Raw genomic sequence first — 16948 nt, forward strand, 5'->3', positions numbered from 1 at the left:
TGCTCACCCGGTGTGCCTTCGCGGTGGACGTGGCGCTAAACGATAGCCACGGTATGATTCAGACTAAACAGGTTCAGTGCCAATCGTCGATCGCCCAACCGCTAAGACCCATAGTTTAGTTTTAGGAAAAGACTGCACTTCATTAAACCCTGAAAATCTCATCTACAGGCGATCGCACAAATTTCTTTAGGGTTGATACGGTGCCTACTCCCGCCTGGATAGGTTCTGCCCATGTTTACCGCTCACTCTAAATCACTATGAAAGCCCTGCACCGCTCCGATCTATATTGCTGGTCAACGTTCGATTTAGACCGCAAAATCGACTTCAACAGTCTGGCCTGGGTGCGTCCAGGCGGCACGATTTTGATTGATCCACTGCCGATGGCGGCTCACGATCTCGATCATCTGTTGGCGTTGGGCAAAGTCGCCTGGATTGTAATCACCAATTCTGACCACTGCCGTGCGGCTAAGCCACTCGCTCATGTGACTGGAGCCAAGCTTGCCGCCCCTATAGCCGAGCAAGAAACCTTTCCCATTCAGTGCGATCGCTGGCTGGCAGATAACGACGAGGTGGTTCCAGGCTTAACGACATTGGCGCTACACGGTTCCAAAACGCCGGGTGAACTGGCACTGTTGTTAGAGGGAACCACGCTGATCACCGGAGATTTAATTCGTTCCCATCAAGCCGGTCGCTTGATGATATTGCCAACAGAGAAGCTGCGCCATCCGGAAGCGGCGATCGCCTCGGTGCATCGTTTGGCCTCGTTGCCCCCCATGGATGCGGTACTGGTAGGAGATGGCTGGTCGGTGTTTCGAGATGGGAGCCAGCGGTTACGAGAATTAACCCACTCATTGCAGGAACGTTTTCACGGCAATGTATAGCTAGCCACCCGGATCACTAACTCCCCCTCGTCGGGGTTACGGCTAAAAATGAACGCGCCTTCTTCTGTTTCCTTGGCCGAGAGAAAATCAATGTGTTGCTCACCCGCCTCTTCTACTTCGCCATTGATCCGTAGTTCAGCAATGATCTGCACCGATTCAACCGTTTCGCCACCTGAATTGGTAACCTCAAACGGAACATAAAACTGTCCGGCGGTTTCTCGAATCGACTGATTGCGGACAACAGAGAGACTAGGGGGTTGCTGATGATGCTCTGCGATCCAGACATAAACCACTAAGCCAACGACGGTGGTGAGGATGAATGACGCAAGGCCAAAGGTAATCCATTCGGCGGGCGATCGCTTCCATCGTCCTTCAGCAAATGAATCTGATGATTGCTGATCCGGATAACTCATACGGCTAACCGTCCTGCGGCACCACCAATGGCAGCGGGAAGACCCAGGATTAATGTGTGATCCAGCCACATCGTCCACGGATCGTCTAACGTCAATTTTTGGAAAAACCATAGCATCAGAGCTGCCGATGCCAGAGAGACTAAGTACGCCATCACCGTCTCACTCGAAGGGCGTTGAAACACTCCCTTCTGCTGCATTCGCTGCTTCTGGTTGGAAAAGCCAGCATAAAACACAATTCCATAGGAAATCACCAATGAGGCGAGAATCATCAACAGCAACCAAACACCAGACACCGCCGCCGCCAGCATAGGCACCTCATCGGTGGGCGCAATGTTAAACGCAACAATAATGGCACCAATGAGCGTTGCCCCAATATCCGACAGGGTAGCGTTGAGGTCGCTGGAGGGGGCGGCGGCTTCACTGGAGGTGTTGGATGTTCCGCCTGTAGATTGCCGAGTTTGGCTGTCGTCATCGGCGCTCAAAACCTGATTGGCCAGAGCCACACCCAACGTGAACGGCACGCTTTCAAAGATGAGTTTACCCAGGGCTTCGCCCAGCTGAGTGGTCAGCGTAATTTCTTGTAGTAAAACTAATACAAGCGTGGTGCAAACTAGCCCAATGGCGATCGCTTCCACACTATCCATTGCCGAATCGGCCAATCCACCCTTTTTAACCCGGCGAAAACCTCCGGTGCGGTTGAGTAAAAACACAACCACGAAGGCCGTGGCGATCGCCATCATTCGCAGCAGCGGCTTTGAGTAGGAACCGATCCACCACACCTCCATGGTGTATAGCAGTGGAATTCCAAACAAAAACCCGCCGCAGGCACCGCGAATGACATCATCAATTTCGTGTTTCCAGCCATTAGTATGCTGCTGCTGAACAGTGCCCATGATGAGCCTTGATTAACGTTTGATTAAATCAAGTATACGCTGTAGCACTGTATCCTCTTCGCCCTGCTGATATAGCCAGCCAGGGATAGCGCCTACTGGTGTTGCTAATTTGATGTGTGAATTCACACCAGTCACAGGTCTATCTCTGCTTCCAAAAATCGCCTCTCCGGGGTGGAAGAGGCGATCGCATCATTGATTCTCGCTAACAGGGACTTTACACCTTCGCTTCATCCCGAACCAACTTATCCCAACCCAAATCTTTGAGAGAATTGTTGCGCCGCATGGGACGAGTGACCAGTTCTAGAACGTCGCGGGTATTGGTGAAGCCATGAATTTGAGCAAAGGTAAACTCAACCGACCATTTAGTGTTGATGCCACGAGCCTCCAGCGGGTTAGCGTGAGCCATGCCTGTGATTACCAGATCAGGCCGATTTTCATTGATTCGCTGAAGCTGGTTGTAGTTATCAGGCTTTTCCACAATGGTCGGGATGGGCACGCCCATTTCCTGGCATGTCTTTTCTAGTAGCGCCAATTCTGCGGCCTGGTAGCGCTTGTCCATGTAGGGAATGCCAATTTCTTGAACCGTCATCCCGCAACGGGTTAAGAACCGAGCCAGAGAAATTTCTAGCAGGTTATCGCCCATAAAGAACACCGACTTGCCGCGAATCAGCTTCACATAATCTTCTACACTCTCCCAGATTTGGGCTTCCCGCTCTTCCAAGCCCTTTGGCTCAATCCCAAAAACAGAGCAAATCTTTTCAATCCAGGCATGGGTGCCATCGGGCCCAATGGGGAACGGTGCGCCAATCAGCTTACACTTCCGCCGCCGCATTAATGTGGTTGCAGTCCGCGAGAGAAAGGGATTCATCCCGGCAACATAATAGCCCTCTTCTAAAACAGGCAGTTCGGTATAGCGTTTGGACGGCAGCCAGCCCGAGACTTTGATGCCCTGTTTCTTCAGTTCCAGCGTCATCTGCGTCACCACCGGGTCGGGAAGAGAACCAAACAGCACCAGCGGCGGATGGTTTACATACTCAGATTCATCGGCGGCTACATCTTCCTTCTTACGGCCAAAGTTGAGCAGCTTTTGAATGCCATTGCGCTCTTCTTTCTCTTTTTCGCCCTCAGGCGCTTTGCTGGGACACCGCTGTGCCATCGCCGCCAACACAGTGTCTTCTCCCTGGGTGAAGGCGTAGTCCAGCCCATTTGCCCGTGCCACCACAATGGGAATACCAATCTCGCTCTCTAGCTTGGGTGCCAGCCCTTCGAGATCAGTTTTGATGATTTCGGTGGTGCAGGTGCCAATCCAAACAATGACGCTGGGGTTGCGATCGCGCTTAATCTGCAAACACAGGCGTTTCAACTCATCATAATCATTGAGCTGCGCTGAAATATCGCCTTCTTCGAGTTCGGCCATCGCATAGCGCGGCTCAGCGAAGATCATCACACCCATTGCGTTCTGCAAAAAGTAGCCGCAGGTTTTAGTGCCAATGACTAAGAAGAAACTGTCTTCAATTTTTTGATAAAGCCACGCCACACAGCTAATGGGGCAAAAGGTATGATAATTTCCCGTTTCGCACTCAAAATTTAGAGCCTGGGGTTGAGTATCTGCAAGAGTCATAGTAACGGTATCCTCTTAAATTCGTTCGTTAGGAGCCAGGTGACGGATGAATTCAATTAACGCTTGCGAGTTGTATCTGTGCTGTCTTCTCCTCGAACCCCTTCACATGATTCGTCAACCATTGACACTCGACGAATGGGAGTACGGGCGATCGCCACATCCACTGCAGAGGGGCTACTGGGAAGCATTTTGACCGATTCCCCAGCGAGCTCACCCTCCGTCTCGGTCACCCCCTCCAGCGCTTTATCTGGATTGAAGTTAAGACCAAGCGCCATCACAATGCGGTCTGGATTACTGCTGAGGTCAACAATTAGCGGAAGGAGTTGCGTCAGTTCGGGTTCCAGGATGGCCAAGGTAGCCAAAATAAAGCTTGACGATGGACGACGCTGTCCGTCACAGGTAACCCACACTCCGAGGCGAGTTAACCAGGGGCGATGTTCACGGTAGTAATCAAGCCAAACAGTCTTTAGAGCTAGACGAAGCTGTTGTGTGTTCACAAACCAATTCTTGCAGAGGTGAGGAGTAATGAATTTTGCATAATAAGCGATTTCGCTCTACTCACTATGCAAAATTCAAAACTCAACACGTTTCTACACCATCAGCGTTAAACCATCATTAAATCGAGTTCTTCTTCTTCCGATTTCTGGGGGGGAGCGGGGTTGAGATAGAAGTCTGACAGCAACGTAAACAGTTCGCGATCGGGCGCATCCTGAGGCACAACCCCTTCAGGCCGAGCCAAAATCTGGTCGGCAATATTGAGGTAGTAATCGCAAACGTAGTTGAGGGAGGGATCAGACTCGGCCATTTCAAACAGCGTCTTGCCCTTCACTCGCGATACCCGAATGTCTTCGATCAGCGGCAAAATTTCTAGAACGGGCATTGCCACCGATTCAATGTATTTATCAATTAAATCTCGCTTGGAGGTGCGGTTGCCAATCAACCCGGCCAGCCGTAGCGGATGGGTACGAGCCTTTTCACGCACGGAGGCGGCAATGCGGTTGGCGGCAAACAGGGCATCAAAGCCGTTATCAGTGACGATCATGCAATAGTCTGCATAGTTGAGCGGTGCAGCAAACCCGCCACACACCACGTCGCCCAATACATCAAACAGAATGACATCGTACTCATCGAAGGCGTTTAGCTCTTTCAGAAGCTTCACGGTTTCCCCAACGACATAGCCGCCGCATCCTGCACCCGCAGGAGGGCCACCGGCCTCTACACAATCTACGCCACCATAGCCCTTGTAAATGACATCTTCGGGCCAAACATCTTCGTAGTGAAAATTCTTTTCTTGCAGGGTGTCAATGATCGTTGGAATCAAAAAGCCGGTTAGCGTAAACGTGCTGTCGTGCTTTGGATCGCAACCAATCTGCAATACCTTTTTACCGCGTTTTGCCAGAGCGACCGATATATTACAGCTGGTTGTAGATTTGCCGATTCCACCTTTTCCGTAGACTGCTAATTTCACGCTGGTCGTCTCCTAATAGTGTCATCTCAAAGGGGCGAGGTTGTCATGCAAGGCGAACAACCCTCATCCGTATGCTTAAGCTCGCTTGGCTATTGACTGCATTATTGACGAACTCTCGACCGAAAGAAAGGGGGGTGCAAAACGTCTTGCCTAGTCATTCAAACCTTAGCCTTGTCGAAGGCTCGTTTGAAGTGCTTGACTCTTCCAATTCCTTCTCAGCCGATTTTATGGAAGCAGAACCAATTTTATGTCTACCTCTTTATAAAAAACGGAACAAAACACAAAAAAAAGTAGCAAATGTCCTGCACTCGCCCCCTAAATCCCCCAAGATGGGGGACTTTGAACGAGAATCGGCTCGGAAGTCCCCCAGAATTGGGGGATTTAGGGGGCTGTTCGAGTGACGTTCAGCACTTTTCAAACATCCTCTTAGAGCCGCTTGCCCAATATCACTCAGTTAAAGTGATTTTTTTGCCCCAATAGAAGGGCGATCGCCCCTTCTCAGCCATCCTGGCCGTGAGAAAGTAGCTGTACTTCGATCTTTGTTAAAAATAGTGAATGTTTGGAAAAACTCATGCCAAATTGGCACTTTAATCCCGATTAGGTTAAGAGATGTTCGATTTTGCGCCGTGCTGTCTCACCTGGCGGCAGCGGCATGTGCCGTTGGTTTGGAGTGAGCCATCATCCGCTGCGATTCCGCTGCGCCCTTACAATGGGGAATGAAGAATTTTTCGTGAGCAGGTTCAGGTTGTGGCATTCAAGGTCGGTTTATTGGGGTTGGGAACGGTAGGCTCTGGAACCGCAGATATTTTGCTAAATCCAGAAAAGCGACATCCTCTATTAAAAGAAGTCGAAATTTACAAAGTGGGTGTGCGATCGCCCAATAAGCCGCGTTCTGTTGCCCTGGCTCCTGAGTTGTTTACAAATGACCTGGATGCGATCGTGAGCGATCCAATGGTGGATATTGTGGTGGAGGTGATTGGCGGCCTTGAACCAGCCCGATCGCTGATTTTGAAGGCGATCGCCCACGGGAAACATGTGGTTACTGCGAACAAAGCCGTGATTGCCCGCTATGGCGAGGAAATCTTCTCGGCAGCAAATCAGGCTGGCGTTTATGTCTTAATTGAAGCGGCAGTTGCAGGAGGCATCCCTGTGATCGAACCATTAAAACAGTCGCTCTGTGCCAACCGCATCCACACGGTTACTGGCATCGTCAACGGCACCACCAACTACATCCTGACCCGAATGCAAACCGAGGGAGGGGATTTTGAGAGCATCCTGGCAGACGCACAGCAACTGGGCTATGCCGAGGCCGATCCAACCGCCGATGTCGATGGATTTGATGCTGCCGACAAAATTGCCATTCTGGCCTCGCTGGCCTTTGGTGGCCGCATCAAACTGTCGGAGGTGTACCGAGAAGGCATTCGGCAAATCACCGCAGATGATATTGCCTATGCAGAACGGCTCGGCTTTGTGATCAAACTCTTGGCCACGGCTCACCGCGATTTACACCAATCGGCTAACGAACCGGAACAGCTTCAGGTGAGAGTGCATCCAACCCTGGTACCCAAAGAGCATCCGCTAGCCAGCGTCAACGGCGTTTACAATGCTGTTTTAATTGAAGGCGACCCGGTCGGGCAGGTGATGTTTTTTGGGCCAGGAGCCGGATCTGGCCCCACTGCCAGCGCCGTTGCGGCAGATTTACTCAACATCGCAGCCATTCTCAAGGTGGGGCGAGGCACAGTCACCCAAACCGACGGCACTCCGCTGCTTGATCCGTTGTTGGCCTGTTCGCATCAAGAATATTGTGCGATCGCCCCCATGCAAGAACTGGTGACTCGCTTCTACACCCGCATCCTCACGCAGGATTCGCCCGGTGTGATTGGGCGGCTGGGCACCTGTTTTGGCAATCATGATGTCAGCATTGAATCAGTGGTGCAAATTGGTATGCGCGATAACCTGGCTGAGATTGTAGTCGTCACACACCACGTGCGTGAAGGAAATTTCCATAAAGCTCTGGAGGAAATTCGCACCTTTGAAGCTGTTTGCACCGTTCCTAGCCTGCTGCGCGTTCTGTGATGTTGCCCATTCTGCTTGAGCTAATACGCTGATGGGAGTGAGCATACTATGCCTGCTCCGTTGCTGATTATTGATCATGCTTAAGTAGCCCGATTGGTGTAGAACAGGTTAGAGGCATTGCAGCGATCGCAGTCTACATAAAACTGATGACGGCTTTTGCGGATTTTTCCTTTCTCAGAACAGGCGGAACAAGTGGCTTTGATAGGAGTATTACCATCACATTGCGAACACTTGAAGTAATATCCATATTTGCCGTACATCACAGCCAAATCAGCACTTTGACAATAGCGGCAGATGGGTTTTGAACTGAGTTGTAATGGATCACCATTCGTTTGAGGCCGTTTTGCATCAGGTTTGGCTTGAGGCAACTCTTCTCTATCGCTCTCTTGATAGCAAGGGATAGCCTGAGAAGTTGAAGCTTGAGGTTGGCTCAAATTTGCGTTTTTCACCTCAAGAGGGTGATGATGCTTGAGCAAAAAATGAATGACTCTGGCGATCGCATCATCGCTTAAAGCATAGAGGGGATCGGTAGAATCGAAGTTCAGTAGATTGCTGGCTTTTTGCCGCCGCTCGAAAAGAGCTAACACTTTATCCGGAATTTGATCTGCTTTGCATACTTCAGGTAAACCATTCTTTCTAGGCCGATTAATGATCCCAGAATCAGAAATTGCCACCAAAATATCAATCGGCATTCTGGAAAAGTTGCATTGATAGAATCCCAAAAATTTCTTCAGCAATGTCTCTACATGCTGTTCGAGATAAGCCCTAAGGAAATCGCCCTGGCGTTTCGCTTGATGGATAGGTGACGGCATTCCTTTTACACGGCTGCCGTTCACCCGTGTCCATTCACCATAGTCATTAATTTGCACCCGGCAGGTCACACTTTTACTTTCAACAATGACCATTCCATACTTATGAAAGATAAGATGATCGATTTGCGCTGCATCACCGTTTTGCTGTAGCCGCAAATTATTGAATATATAAAGGTCTTTTCTGTCGTGAAACGAGCGTCGTAGATAAAAAGCAAGCTGTTCTTCAGCCGCACGCCCCGCTTTGGAAAACAGATCGGTTGCCGTAAAGGGGTCAAGCTCCTTAATAATCATTTAAGTTGGTTGAATGCAAGGGTCTGATGGGAATTGGGCTTAGAGTGCCCACATCAGCACTGGGGTTTCGCAGGGCATTAACCCTATGGTGTTGATTATGCTGGCTTCTTAAATATCATCAAGTGCTGTTGCGGTAAAACGTCGATTGTTTCTTGCCACACCAGGCCGATCGCCTGCATTTCTCGCTTTGCTTGCCGTTGCGTCATTTTGTGCAACGGTTTGATCGCAACAAATGGATTTTCGCCTCGATACTCAACCAGGGCAACTCGTCCACCTGGTTTGAGGGCTTTAACCAATCCTTCCATCATTTCTTTGGGACAATCAAACTCGTGGTAAGCATCCACCATTAATGCTAAGTCCACCGTATTAGCAGGCAAGTGAGGATCGGTGGTGCTGCCCAAAACGCCTTCGACATTCGTTATGTGGTTCTCTTGCTGCAAAAACTCAACGATATCGAGCATTTCGGGCTGAATATCAACAGCAAACACTGTTCCATCCGGCACAAGTGAACTGATGCGAAAACTGAAGTACCCTGTTCCAGCACCGATATCTGCCACTATGTCTGTGGGCTGTAGGTTCAGTGCCGCCACCACCTGGTTCGGTTGTTCCTCGATCGCCCGACTGGGTCGCTCTAGCCATGCCGCACCTTGATGCCCCATCACCTGAGCAATTTCCCGACCCATGTAAAACTTACCAATACCATCAGCGCTGTGGATCGTTCGCTCCTGGTAAATGCCATCGGTAGTAAAAGTAGTCCAGGAGGCGATCGCCTCCATCGACCAATCTGTTGGCGATGCTGTACAAGCCGTTAGCAACAAACCCCAGCCCATTGCCAGCACGAGCGATATAAGTCTAAAAAGAGATGTCATCTTACTACCAAAGTGCCTTCGGTTAAAGCCATACTCCGATTGTGTCTGATTGTATAGAAGCTGTACTCGGAGTCTCCAGTTTTCGCTATGGTAAGATTTCTATTAGATAATCTAGGCAAGGATTTTCAGGCATGTCAGCAGCCGCGCAAGTTACAGATTCTACCTTCAAACAAGAAGTGCTTGAGAGCGATGTTCCGGTACTGGTCGATTTCTGGGCACCTTGGTGTGGTCCGTGCCGAATGGTAGCGCCTGTAGTCGATGAAATTTCCGAGCAGTATGTCGGGCAAGTTAAAGTCGTTAAGGTCAACACAGACGAAAACCCCAGTGTTGCTAGCCAATACGGCATTCGCAGCATCCCAACCTTGATGATCTTCAAAGGCGGGCAGCGGGTGGATATGGTCGTTGGTGCAGTGCCCAAAACAACGCTGGCAAGCACACTAGAGAAATATCTCTAAGATGCAGATGGTTTGAGTTTTACTACTAGGCTAGCGATTTATCATTCGCTCTAGGCTGCTCAATCCACCTGTTCGCTATATAAATGCAGCCTTATATATCCCATACTTCTTTGTAAACGCCTTAACCTGCTCTGGGTTGGGGCGTTTTCATTAGTGGCCTTGAAGCAACGTGAGGCTGCAATCTTAAGTGTCTAAACCTGCATGGCGCGGATTTGTTCCGCACCGTGAGCGAAACCCTCACGGCACAATGGACAAAAGCCGACGCTGGCAGGCAGGTGTGGGAAAATTAGTGTAGCAGGAGCGCTACCAACTTAACCTCTGGTTAAAACAGGGCTGGAGCGATCCAGTTAGAATAGAAAGCCGCCAATTTACAAGGAATTCATGACGTTTTCCCGCTCACATCAAGCACTTGAGTCACTTCAGGCAGAAGTTTGCGAATTAATTCAGCAGATCCCCGATATGGAACATGGTGGGTTAATTCAGCGAGCCTTGACAACGCTCACCCGGATGGCTGAGGTAGAAGCAGACCGCTTGGATTGGAAAATCTTGAGTGCCTCGCTGCAAGACATGGAGCGGGCGTTCCGGGTCTTTTACCCTTACCGTCACACGCGAAAGATCACCATTTTTGGCTCAGCCCGGATTCCCCCCGAAAATCCGGTCTATCAAATGGCGATCGAATTTGCCCGTTGTGTCGCTCAGCAAGGATTCATGGTAATGACCGGAGCGGGTGGCGGCATTATGCAGGCAGGCAACGAAGGAGCCGGGGCTGACAAGTCCTTTGGCTTGAATATCCAGTTGCCCTTTGAGCAAGGGGCAAACCCGGTCATGGCTAATGACCCTAAGCTGATTGATTTCAAGTATTTTTTTACTCGAAAGCTATTTTTCTTGCGCGAGAGCGACGCTTTGGCTCTGTTTCCGGGGGGGTTTGGCACATTAGACGAAGCGTTTGAATGTTTAACGCTGATGCAAACCGGAAAGTCTGGTTTGGTACCGCTGGTATTAGTTGACCCACCAGGCAGCGAGTACTGGAAGAGTTGGGATGCTCATATCCGCAATCACCTGTTGCAGATGGGGTTAATTAGCCCGGATGATCTCAGCCTGTATACCATAACCGATCGCATTGATGTGGCCTGTGAAGCGATCGCCAGCTTTTATCGCGTCTTTCACTCCAGTCGTTATGTGGACGATCGGTTTGTTATCCGCCTCAAAACAGAGTTGTCGGATGCCGACATGGACTACCTCAACGAGCAGTTTAGCGACATCTTAACCAAGGGCAAAATTGAGAAAAGTCAGGCGCTGCCACAGGAACTGAATGGCAAATCGAGCAGCGAGAGCGAGATCGCCAGCTTGCCCCGACTGCTGCTGTACTTCAACCAGCGAGACTTTGGCCGACTCAGCCAACTGATTCGAGTCATCAACCAACTGGGGATGGAAACGCCGGAAGCCGCTCATCCAGAGCAGAAATAATGGAAACAGCACATTTCCTAACGTGGTTTGCTTTTATTGCTGCGATCGCCGGAGGCGGCATAGCGGCGATGGTATGGGCTTATCAAGGGTCGGGCAGTGTCTCGGTACTGTTCGACCAGCCAGTTACCACTCTGTCCGAGCGGGCGGATATTCCTCCAGCCCTAACAAACCAGTTTCAAGCCGGGGTTGCGACTTATCAAGCAGGTCACTACCGTACGGCCAGCGACCAGTTTGCTGAGGTGATCCAGCAAATGCCAACCCTGGCAGAAGCGCACCACAACCGGGGCTTGGCGATCGCCAACCTGCGTCAAGACCGAGAGGCCGTTGCTAACCTGGTCGCCGCCGCAGAACTCTATCTTCAGCAAGATAATCAAACCGCCTTCCAGCAGGTCAAACAGCATTTGGAAGTGCTGAAAGCCCGCCCATAAGCGATCGCCGCATCTATCCTGGAACTGTCCGCCCGCTTCTGCTGTTGGGTGGAACTGTGGTTGGGTGCAAACTCCTATAATGAAAAAGATATGAATTTATGTAAATTTGGATGATTAATATGAGTCAGTTGAGCCTGGAGCAAATCGCTAGTCAGCTTGAGAGCGAGAATTCTCGTGATCGCATGGTGGCTCTGGCTTCCTTACGAAGCGTGGACGCGGCAGATGCCGTGCCGCTAATCAAAAAAGTGTTAGATGACGATAATCTTCAAATTCGCTCGATGGCCGTTTTTGCCCTGGGGATCAAGCAAACCGACGATTGCTTTCCGATTCTGGTTAAACTGCTAGAAACCGATGCAGATTATGGCATCCGCGCAGATGCGGCGGGGGCGTTGGGCTATCTCGAAGATTTGAGAGCCTTTGAACCGCTGGTGCGAGCCTTTTACGAAGATACCGACTGGCTGGTACGGTTTAGCTCAGCCGTAGCGTTAGGAAATCTTAAGGACATGCGTGCCCGTGACGTGCTGATTCAGGCGTTAGACAGCGATGAAGTCGTGCTGCATCAAGCGGCGATCGCGGCAATCGGTGAGATTAAAGCGGTGGATTCGGTAGGTCATATTCTCCGCTTTGCCCAATCTCCCGACTGGCTGGTGCGTCAGCGTTTGGCAGAAGCCCTGGGAAACCTGCCTAGCGACAAAAGTATATCGGCCTTGCGCTATCTGGAAAAAGACAGCCATTCCCACGTCTCGGCAGCCGCCACGATCTCGCTGAAGCGGTTAGAGGAACAGTCGTAGTCGATCGCTGAGAGGGGAATTGGCACTAATCGCCTATTCTCAAAACGCCGTTATTGCCATCCAGGTGGGCTACCACGCCCACGGGCAGAGCGGCGTTTTCTCCATCGTGCCCGAAGGGAAGATTGGAAACCACTGGAATGCCTAGATCCGCAAGGCGATCGCGCAGCACCTCTTCAACCGTAAAGCTAGGAAGATTGGCCGGAGGCTGGCATTGGCTAAACCGTCCCAGTGCAATGCCGCAAACCTGCTGGAACGCACCGCTCATGCGCCACTGAGTCAGCATTCGATCGATACGATATGGTGCTTCTGAAACATCTTCCAGTGCTAAAATCACTCCTTGCAAACTGGGTTGAGCCGACGTGTTGAGCAGGTGAGTTGCCACCGTCAGGTTAGCAGGCAGCAAGATGCCACTCGTACTCCCCCCACCCCAGCCCATGCCCTGAAGGGGACGCAGCGATCGCCCCTCTACCCAGTCAAATAAACGCTGGATTGACCAATCTGGTTCTGCTGCCAGCGTAGTTAGCAGCGGGGCATGAACCCCAGAGATGCCGAGCGTACTCAAGCTCCACAACAAACTGGTGATATCCGAAAACCCAACCAACCATTTGGGTTCGCTTAATGTCCATGTCCAGTCTTCTAGCAACCTTGCCCCGCCATACCCACCTCTGGCACACAGAACACCGCAACACTCTGGATCGTTCAACGCTGTCGCTAGCTGCGATCGCCGACTAGCATCGCGTCCAGCCAGATAGCCCCAGCGGTCATCGTAACCAGAACAACACTCAACTCGATACCCGCGCGATCGCCAGACCTCCACCCCGCGCTGAAAAGCATCCAGTTCCCGCAGCGTCCCGCTAGGAGCCACAACCCTCAGCAAATCACCGGGCTTCAGAGGCGCAGGTCGTTGGCAGAGGGGAGTTGGTAAAGCAGATGCCGTTGCGTTTTGGTCTGGCTCAGTTGCCGGGTTGGAAGCGATTTGCCCATTCCCCATAGCTAAAATCCTTCATCTCGCTTGTGCAACAGATCTCGCAGCCAGGACTCGACCCGATCGCCCATTGCCGCCATTGAGTATTCCGCTTCGGCGCGTTGCCGACAATCGCGCCGATCGATTTGATCGAGTCGGGCGATCGCAGCGACGAGCTCATCCACGCAATCAGGGGTAGTTAACCATCCCGTTTTGCCATCCTCGACAATATCACCAGGGCCACCTCGACGGTAAGCAATCACTGGGACACCGCACGCCAACGCTTCAATAGCGACATTGCCAAATGCTTCTACCCAGCGAGGTGTCATCAGCAGTCCGCGACATTGCCCTAACTGGTGTTGCAGTTCGGCGGTGGATAAAAAGCCTTCGTAGCTGAAGGGCGCACCTGCATAGGCTTGCTCAATGGAGTGCCAGTAGCGGCGATCGGGCATCACTCCCCAGATTTTAAGCGGAATTCCCGCCGTTTGAGCAGCGGCGATCGCCTCTTCAATTCCTTTTTCGGGTGCAATTCGTCCAACCCATGCCAGACCGTTCGTCGGAACGGGCTGAAAATCGTAGAGCGATAGGTCAAGCCCATTCCCCAGACAACGGCAGCGTTCGGCAAAATCGAAGGTGGCCGCCTGCGCCCGACTGTGAACCCCAATGCTGCCTGGAAACTGATGGGCAATTTGCCCAATCACCTGATCCATTGCCGTTGTAAGCGATCCCATACTGACCAGATGGGCGATCGGACGATCAAAAAAGGGGGTGAGATAAAACGGCAGCCAGTCGTAAGCAAAGTTGACTAACACGTCATAGTCCTGCTGAATGCGTCTTGCGTGTTCCCACATTTGGGCTAAAACCGCATCACCAGGCATGATAACGGGAGCATCCCGTCCCTGCGTCTGAGCGGTCACTTGCAGGTTGCCAGGAACTGGAACGATCGCCACATCTGGCAGCGCAGACCCGGTTGGTGCCAAAACCTGCACCCGATGCCCGCGATCGCTCAATGCCTGGGCAATATTCTTGAGCGTTAATTCAACGCCACCCCCCAACCCCGACCCTAGCGGCCCCACGGGTGTTGAGAGAAACAGCAGTTTGAGTGACTGAGATAACTTAGAATTCACGGGAGCTATGTGCTGAAAGACCAGTAGGCATAGGCAGAGACTCGTATCCCCTTGGTTATCTGAACAAAGGGCGAATGACCAATGACGAAGCAGGAAATGCCGGAGCAGAATATAGTATGCTCACTCCCGCCTCAGCGTATTGGTTGGAGTCTGACTAGTTAGAGTCTGACACGTCTCCCGACAGATGATCCTTCGGCAGGTTGGAATTGGGTAGATTGGAATTGGGCAGGTTGGAATTGGGCAAGCTGGGCGGCAGGTTGTCATTTTCCGGTGCCGTACGAATCCGATTGAGTTGTCCCAACGCCCATCGTGCCGTGTCTTGCACTTCCTTATCAGAATCTTCAACGGCGTGCCGCAAAAACTGACTCGCCTGGGTCAGCATTTCATAGACGCGAGTTAAATCGCGAATCGCATTCTTGCGAACCTCAGAACTTTCGTCCTGTAAGGAAATGAACAGCGCTCGATTCATTGGCTTCAGCGCTCGTACCGCAATCTCTGAAACCGAAGCCAAAATCAGACTGCGCTGGGTGGAATCTGAATCAATCATTAAATCAACCAGAGGCTGAATGGCCTTCGAGTCGCCCCGCTGACCCAGTTCCCAAACTGCTTTGCGTCGTTTCCTGGGGTCGGGACTATTCAGATCCTTGATCAATTCTTCGACAATATCAATTCTAGACAGCCGCGTCGTTTCCGATAGGGCGGGTGTTTCAGCCGTCAACGCCGATGACTCTGGCGCGTCGGCAGGGTCAGGCTCTGGTTCGGCAGGTGGCTCAGTGTAACCGTTGCGATCGCTTTCAGACAGCAGGGGTGGCCTCTGGTCTTCGGGCAAAGGGTCTGGTGGCTTGGCTGGCAAATGAGCAGGTTTGTGGCGATCGGGCTTACGCTCAGGCGTGGGTCGGAGCAGTCGGCTAATTCCATAGAGGCAGCCTCCACCCAAAACAGCAACCCCCAACCCCACAAAGACCCACCACAGCCAGCCGGGTTGAGCCGAAGCCGAAGCAGAGGGATTAGTAGAATCGGTATCAGCGGCGGATATGGCTTCTGGGGACGCAGCGGCAGGAGATGGGGCAGGCTCAGCGGCTACCGCCTCCTCAGCCGACAGTGACGAAACCAGGGCTTGCTGTAATCGCTCCCAGGTAACGGGGTCTGCTTCTCCGGTGGCACTCAATCCGTTGGCCGTTTGAAAAGCCCGGACAGCAACAACCGTTCCCTGACCGTACACGCCATCCGCCACGGCTTCGTAATATCCCAGCTCTTGCAGCATGGCCTGAAGCTCGGCAACCCTTTGTCCCTGACTACCGGCCTTCAGATCAGCCGCTTCATCGGTAAGGAGGGGCACTTGAGCCGTAGCTAACTCAACTGAGCCAGGTCTGAGGCGATCGCTCACCGTTTGGGAAATAGCCTGAGCGACAGCAGATCTGTCCGCGACGACCCGATCCAGTTGAAGTGCGTCATTTGGGAAAACATCCGCCTGAACGGCTGCCCATTTAACCGCCCCAACTCGGTCGTCCAAAACCACAGCCTGACTTATTGCCGGACTAGGGGCAAAGCCAAAACAAGTGACACAAGTCACCAGCAGTAAGTTGGAACGATGGGACATGGGGTCTGAGTCTGAGTTCGAGGATGCAGACTAGAGGATTTGCGAGGTGAACTCAAGTTAGCTCAATCCTAGCCGTTATTCATGGAGAAACTTCGGATTCTGGTTCTACCATGCTTAACCTCACAGTTGAGATTTCAGTAATATCACGGTCAATTTCTGGTGACGATGGTGTAGATCCGGATGTTTCTTCCCATGTCACAGGAATCTCACGATTTGCCGCACGCCTGAGGTTGAACGTTTGAGACAAAATGTCTCGTTGGTTAATTAGGTAGATACTAATTAACGTCAGACTAACACCAACCCACTGAACTAGACTCAAGACTTCAGCTAAAAACAGATTGCCAAACAGCAGTGCAAAGATGGGAGTCAAAAACGTGAGAGCGCTGAAGCTGGTGAGGTTGCCGCTGGAGGCGAAGTAGAAAAATAGCCCATAGGCGATCGCACTGCCAAAAATCGTGGAATAGGCTAACGCCGTCCAGTCAGACCACTGTAGATACGTCCACTGATGAGATTCCAGTCCAGCCGAAAGGGCAAAGAGTGGTAGACCTCCCAATATCATATGCCAACCCGTGGCAATCACGGGATCGGTGTAGCGACAAACATACCGCACCATGACCGTGCCAATGGCCATCGACATCGCGGCCAACAGCATCAGCCATTCTCCACTTTGAAAGAGCTGGTCAACCCAGTGCATTCCGGTTTGAACGGTTACAGCAGGCAGTTCACCCTGCAACAGGCTGTAAATCCAGGCATCGGGTAGCCCCAGCAAGCTAATGCCCAGCACCCCAAAAC

The 16948-nt window shown here is 51.6% G+C and carries 17 protein-coding genes; 6 read left to right on the forward strand and 11 right to left on the reverse strand.

The features are described from left to right. Positions 1-257: 257 nt before the first annotated feature. Positions 258-881 (forward strand): MBL fold metallo-hydrolase, encoded by a 624-nt coding sequence (locus IQ268_RS22030; RefSeq protein WP_193883756.1) that lies wholly within the window; start codon positions 258-260, stop codon positions 879-881. Here IQ268_RS22030 and IQ268_RS22035 read toward each other — a convergent pair. The 5 genes from IQ268_RS22035 to bchL form a co-directional block, all read right to left on the reverse strand. Then, entirely contained in the window at positions 866-1294 is a 429-nt protein-coding gene (locus IQ268_RS22035; protein ID WP_193883758.1) for a TIGR02588 family protein, read from the reverse strand. The genes IQ268_RS22030 and IQ268_RS22035 overlap by 16 nt on opposite strands. Continuing rightward, entirely contained in the window at positions 1291-2187 is an 897-nt protein-coding gene (locus tag IQ268_RS22040) for a TIGR02587 family membrane protein (protein ID WP_193883760.1), read from the reverse strand. Before IQ268_RS22040 ends, IQ268_RS22035 begins: the two co-directional genes overlap by 4 nt. A gap of 214 nt (positions 2188-2401) precedes the next feature. Further along, complete coding sequence (locus tag IQ268_RS22045; protein WP_193883762.1) at positions 2402-3808, reverse strand: ferredoxin:protochlorophyllide reductase (ATP-dependent) subunit N; 1407 nt, start codon at positions 3806-3808, stop codon at positions 2402-2404. A gap of 56 nt (positions 3809-3864) precedes the next feature. Continuing rightward, entirely contained in the window at positions 3865-4305 is a 441-nt protein-coding gene (locus IQ268_RS22050) for a DUF5331 domain-containing protein (protein ID WP_193883764.1), read from the reverse strand. Positions 4306-4412: 107 nt separating this feature from the next. Further along, on the reverse strand, positions 4413-5276 hold the full coding sequence (bchL, locus tag IQ268_RS22055; protein WP_193883766.1) for a ferredoxin:protochlorophyllide reductase (ATP-dependent) iron-sulfur ATP-binding protein: 864 nt from the start codon (positions 5274-5276) through the stop codon (positions 4413-4415). A gap of 747 nt (positions 5277-6023) precedes the next feature. On the opposite strand from bchL, the gene IQ268_RS22060 reads away from it, so the two are divergent. After that, on the forward strand, positions 6024-7352 hold the full coding sequence (locus tag IQ268_RS22060; protein WP_193883768.1) for a homoserine dehydrogenase: 1329 nt from the start codon (positions 6024-6026) through the stop codon (positions 7350-7352). Between the two features lie 80 nt (positions 7353-7432). Here IQ268_RS22060 and IQ268_RS22065 read toward each other — a convergent pair whose 3' ends face one another. After that, on the reverse strand, positions 7433-8455 hold the full coding sequence (locus IQ268_RS22065) for a nuclease-related domain-containing protein (RefSeq protein WP_193883770.1): 1023 nt from the start codon (positions 8453-8455) through the stop codon (positions 7433-7435). A 95-nt stretch (positions 8456-8550) separates the two neighbouring features. Continuing rightward, positions 8551-9324: a class I SAM-dependent methyltransferase gene (locus IQ268_RS22070; RefSeq protein WP_228035621.1), complete on the reverse strand. Its 774-nt coding sequence runs from the start codon at positions 9322-9324 to the stop codon at positions 8551-8553. 131 nt (positions 9325-9455) lie between these two features. Between IQ268_RS22070 and trxA the strand changes: the two genes are divergently transcribed. The 4 genes from trxA (at position 9456) to IQ268_RS22090 (ending at position 12465) form a co-directional block, all read left to right on the forward strand. Then, positions 9456-9779, forward strand: a complete 324-nt coding sequence (gene trxA, locus IQ268_RS22075) for a thioredoxin (RefSeq protein WP_193883772.1) — start codon at positions 9456-9458, stop codon at positions 9777-9779. Between the two features lie 381 nt (positions 9780-10160). Further along, entirely contained in the window at positions 10161-11246 is a 1086-nt protein-coding gene (locus IQ268_RS22080; protein WP_193883773.1) for an LOG family protein, read from the forward strand. Then, positions 11246-11674 carry a hypothetical protein gene (locus IQ268_RS22085; RefSeq protein ID WP_193883774.1) on the forward strand — a complete coding sequence of 143 codons (429 nt, stop codon included), beginning with the start codon at positions 11246-11248 and terminating at the stop codon, positions 11672-11674. Before IQ268_RS22080 ends, IQ268_RS22085 begins: the two co-directional genes overlap by 1 nt. A gap of 119 nt (positions 11675-11793) precedes the next feature. Then, positions 11794-12465 (forward strand): HEAT repeat domain-containing protein, encoded by a 672-nt coding sequence (locus IQ268_RS22090; protein ID WP_193883775.1) that lies wholly within the window; start codon positions 11794-11796, stop codon positions 12463-12465. Positions 12466-12490: 25 nt separating this feature from the next. Here IQ268_RS22090 and IQ268_RS22095 read toward each other — a convergent pair whose 3' ends face one another. From IQ268_RS22095 to IQ268_RS22110, 4 genes are all read right to left on the reverse strand, one after another. After that, positions 12491-13456 carry an LD-carboxypeptidase gene (locus tag IQ268_RS22095; RefSeq protein ID WP_193883776.1) on the reverse strand — a complete coding sequence of 322 codons (966 nt, stop codon included), beginning with the start codon at positions 13454-13456 and terminating at the stop codon, positions 12491-12493. A 2-nt stretch (positions 13457-13458) separates the two neighbouring features. After that, on the reverse strand, positions 13459-14556 hold the full coding sequence (locus IQ268_RS22100; RefSeq protein ID WP_193883777.1) for a glycosyltransferase family 4 protein: 1098 nt from the start codon (positions 14554-14556) through the stop codon (positions 13459-13461). 154 nt (positions 14557-14710) lie between these two features. Continuing rightward, a complete protein-coding gene (locus tag IQ268_RS22105; protein WP_193883779.1) occupies positions 14711-16156 on the reverse strand; it encodes a peptidoglycan-binding protein in 1446 nt (481 codons plus the stop codon). A 79-nt stretch (positions 16157-16235) separates the two neighbouring features. Continuing rightward, positions 16236-16948 (reverse strand): DMT family transporter (locus tag IQ268_RS22110; RefSeq protein ID WP_193883781.1); only part of this gene is annotated, 713 nt, incomplete at its 5' end.

This window comes from Oculatella sp. LEGE 06141, assembly GCF_015207605.1.
Lineage (GTDB): Bacteria > Cyanobacteriota > Cyanobacteriia > Elainellales > Elainellaceae > Oculatella.

Excerpts from the sequence above, each read along its gene's own strand:
- IQ268_RS22065 (WP_193883770.1), bottom strand. The coding sequence starts at position 8,455 with ATGATTATTAAGGAGCTTGACCCCTTTACGGCAACCGATCTGTTTTCC.
- IQ268_RS22045 (WP_193883762.1), bottom strand. The coding sequence starts at position 3,808 with ATGACTCTTGCAGATACTCAACCCCAGGCTCTAAATTTTGAGTGCGAA.
- IQ268_RS22085 (WP_193883774.1), top strand. The coding sequence starts at position 11,246 with ATGGAAACAGCACATTTCCTAACGTGGTTTGCTTTTATTGCTGCGATC.
- IQ268_RS22040 (WP_193883760.1), bottom strand. The coding sequence starts at position 2,187 with ATGGGCACTGTTCAGCAGCAGCATACTAATGGCTGGAAACACGAAATT.
- IQ268_RS22105 (WP_193883779.1), bottom strand. The coding sequence starts at position 16,156 with ATGTCCCATCGTTCCAACTTACTGCTGGTGACTTGTGTCACTTGTTTT.
- IQ268_RS22030 (WP_193883756.1), top strand. The coding sequence starts at position 258 with ATGAAAGCCCTGCACCGCTCCGATCTATATTGCTGGTCAACGTTCGAT.
- trxA (WP_193883772.1), top strand. The coding sequence starts at position 9,456 with ATGTCAGCAGCCGCGCAAGTTACAGATTCTACCTTCAAACAAGAAGTG.
- IQ268_RS22080 (WP_193883773.1), top strand. The coding sequence starts at position 10,161 with ATGACGTTTTCCCGCTCACATCAAGCACTTGAGTCACTTCAGGCAGAA.
- IQ268_RS22095 (WP_193883776.1), bottom strand. The coding sequence starts at position 13,456 with ATGGGGAATGGGCAAATCGCTTCCAACCCGGCAACTGAGCCAGACCAA.
- IQ268_RS22090 (WP_193883775.1), top strand. The coding sequence starts at position 11,794 with ATGAGTCAGTTGAGCCTGGAGCAAATCGCTAGTCAGCTTGAGAGCGAG.
- IQ268_RS22070 (WP_228035621.1), bottom strand. The coding sequence starts at position 9,324 with ATGACATCTCTTTTTAGACTTATATCGCTCGTGCTGGCAATGGGCTGG.
- IQ268_RS22035 (WP_193883758.1), bottom strand. The coding sequence starts at position 1,294 with ATGAGTTATCCGGATCAGCAATCATCAGATTCATTTGCTGAAGGACGA.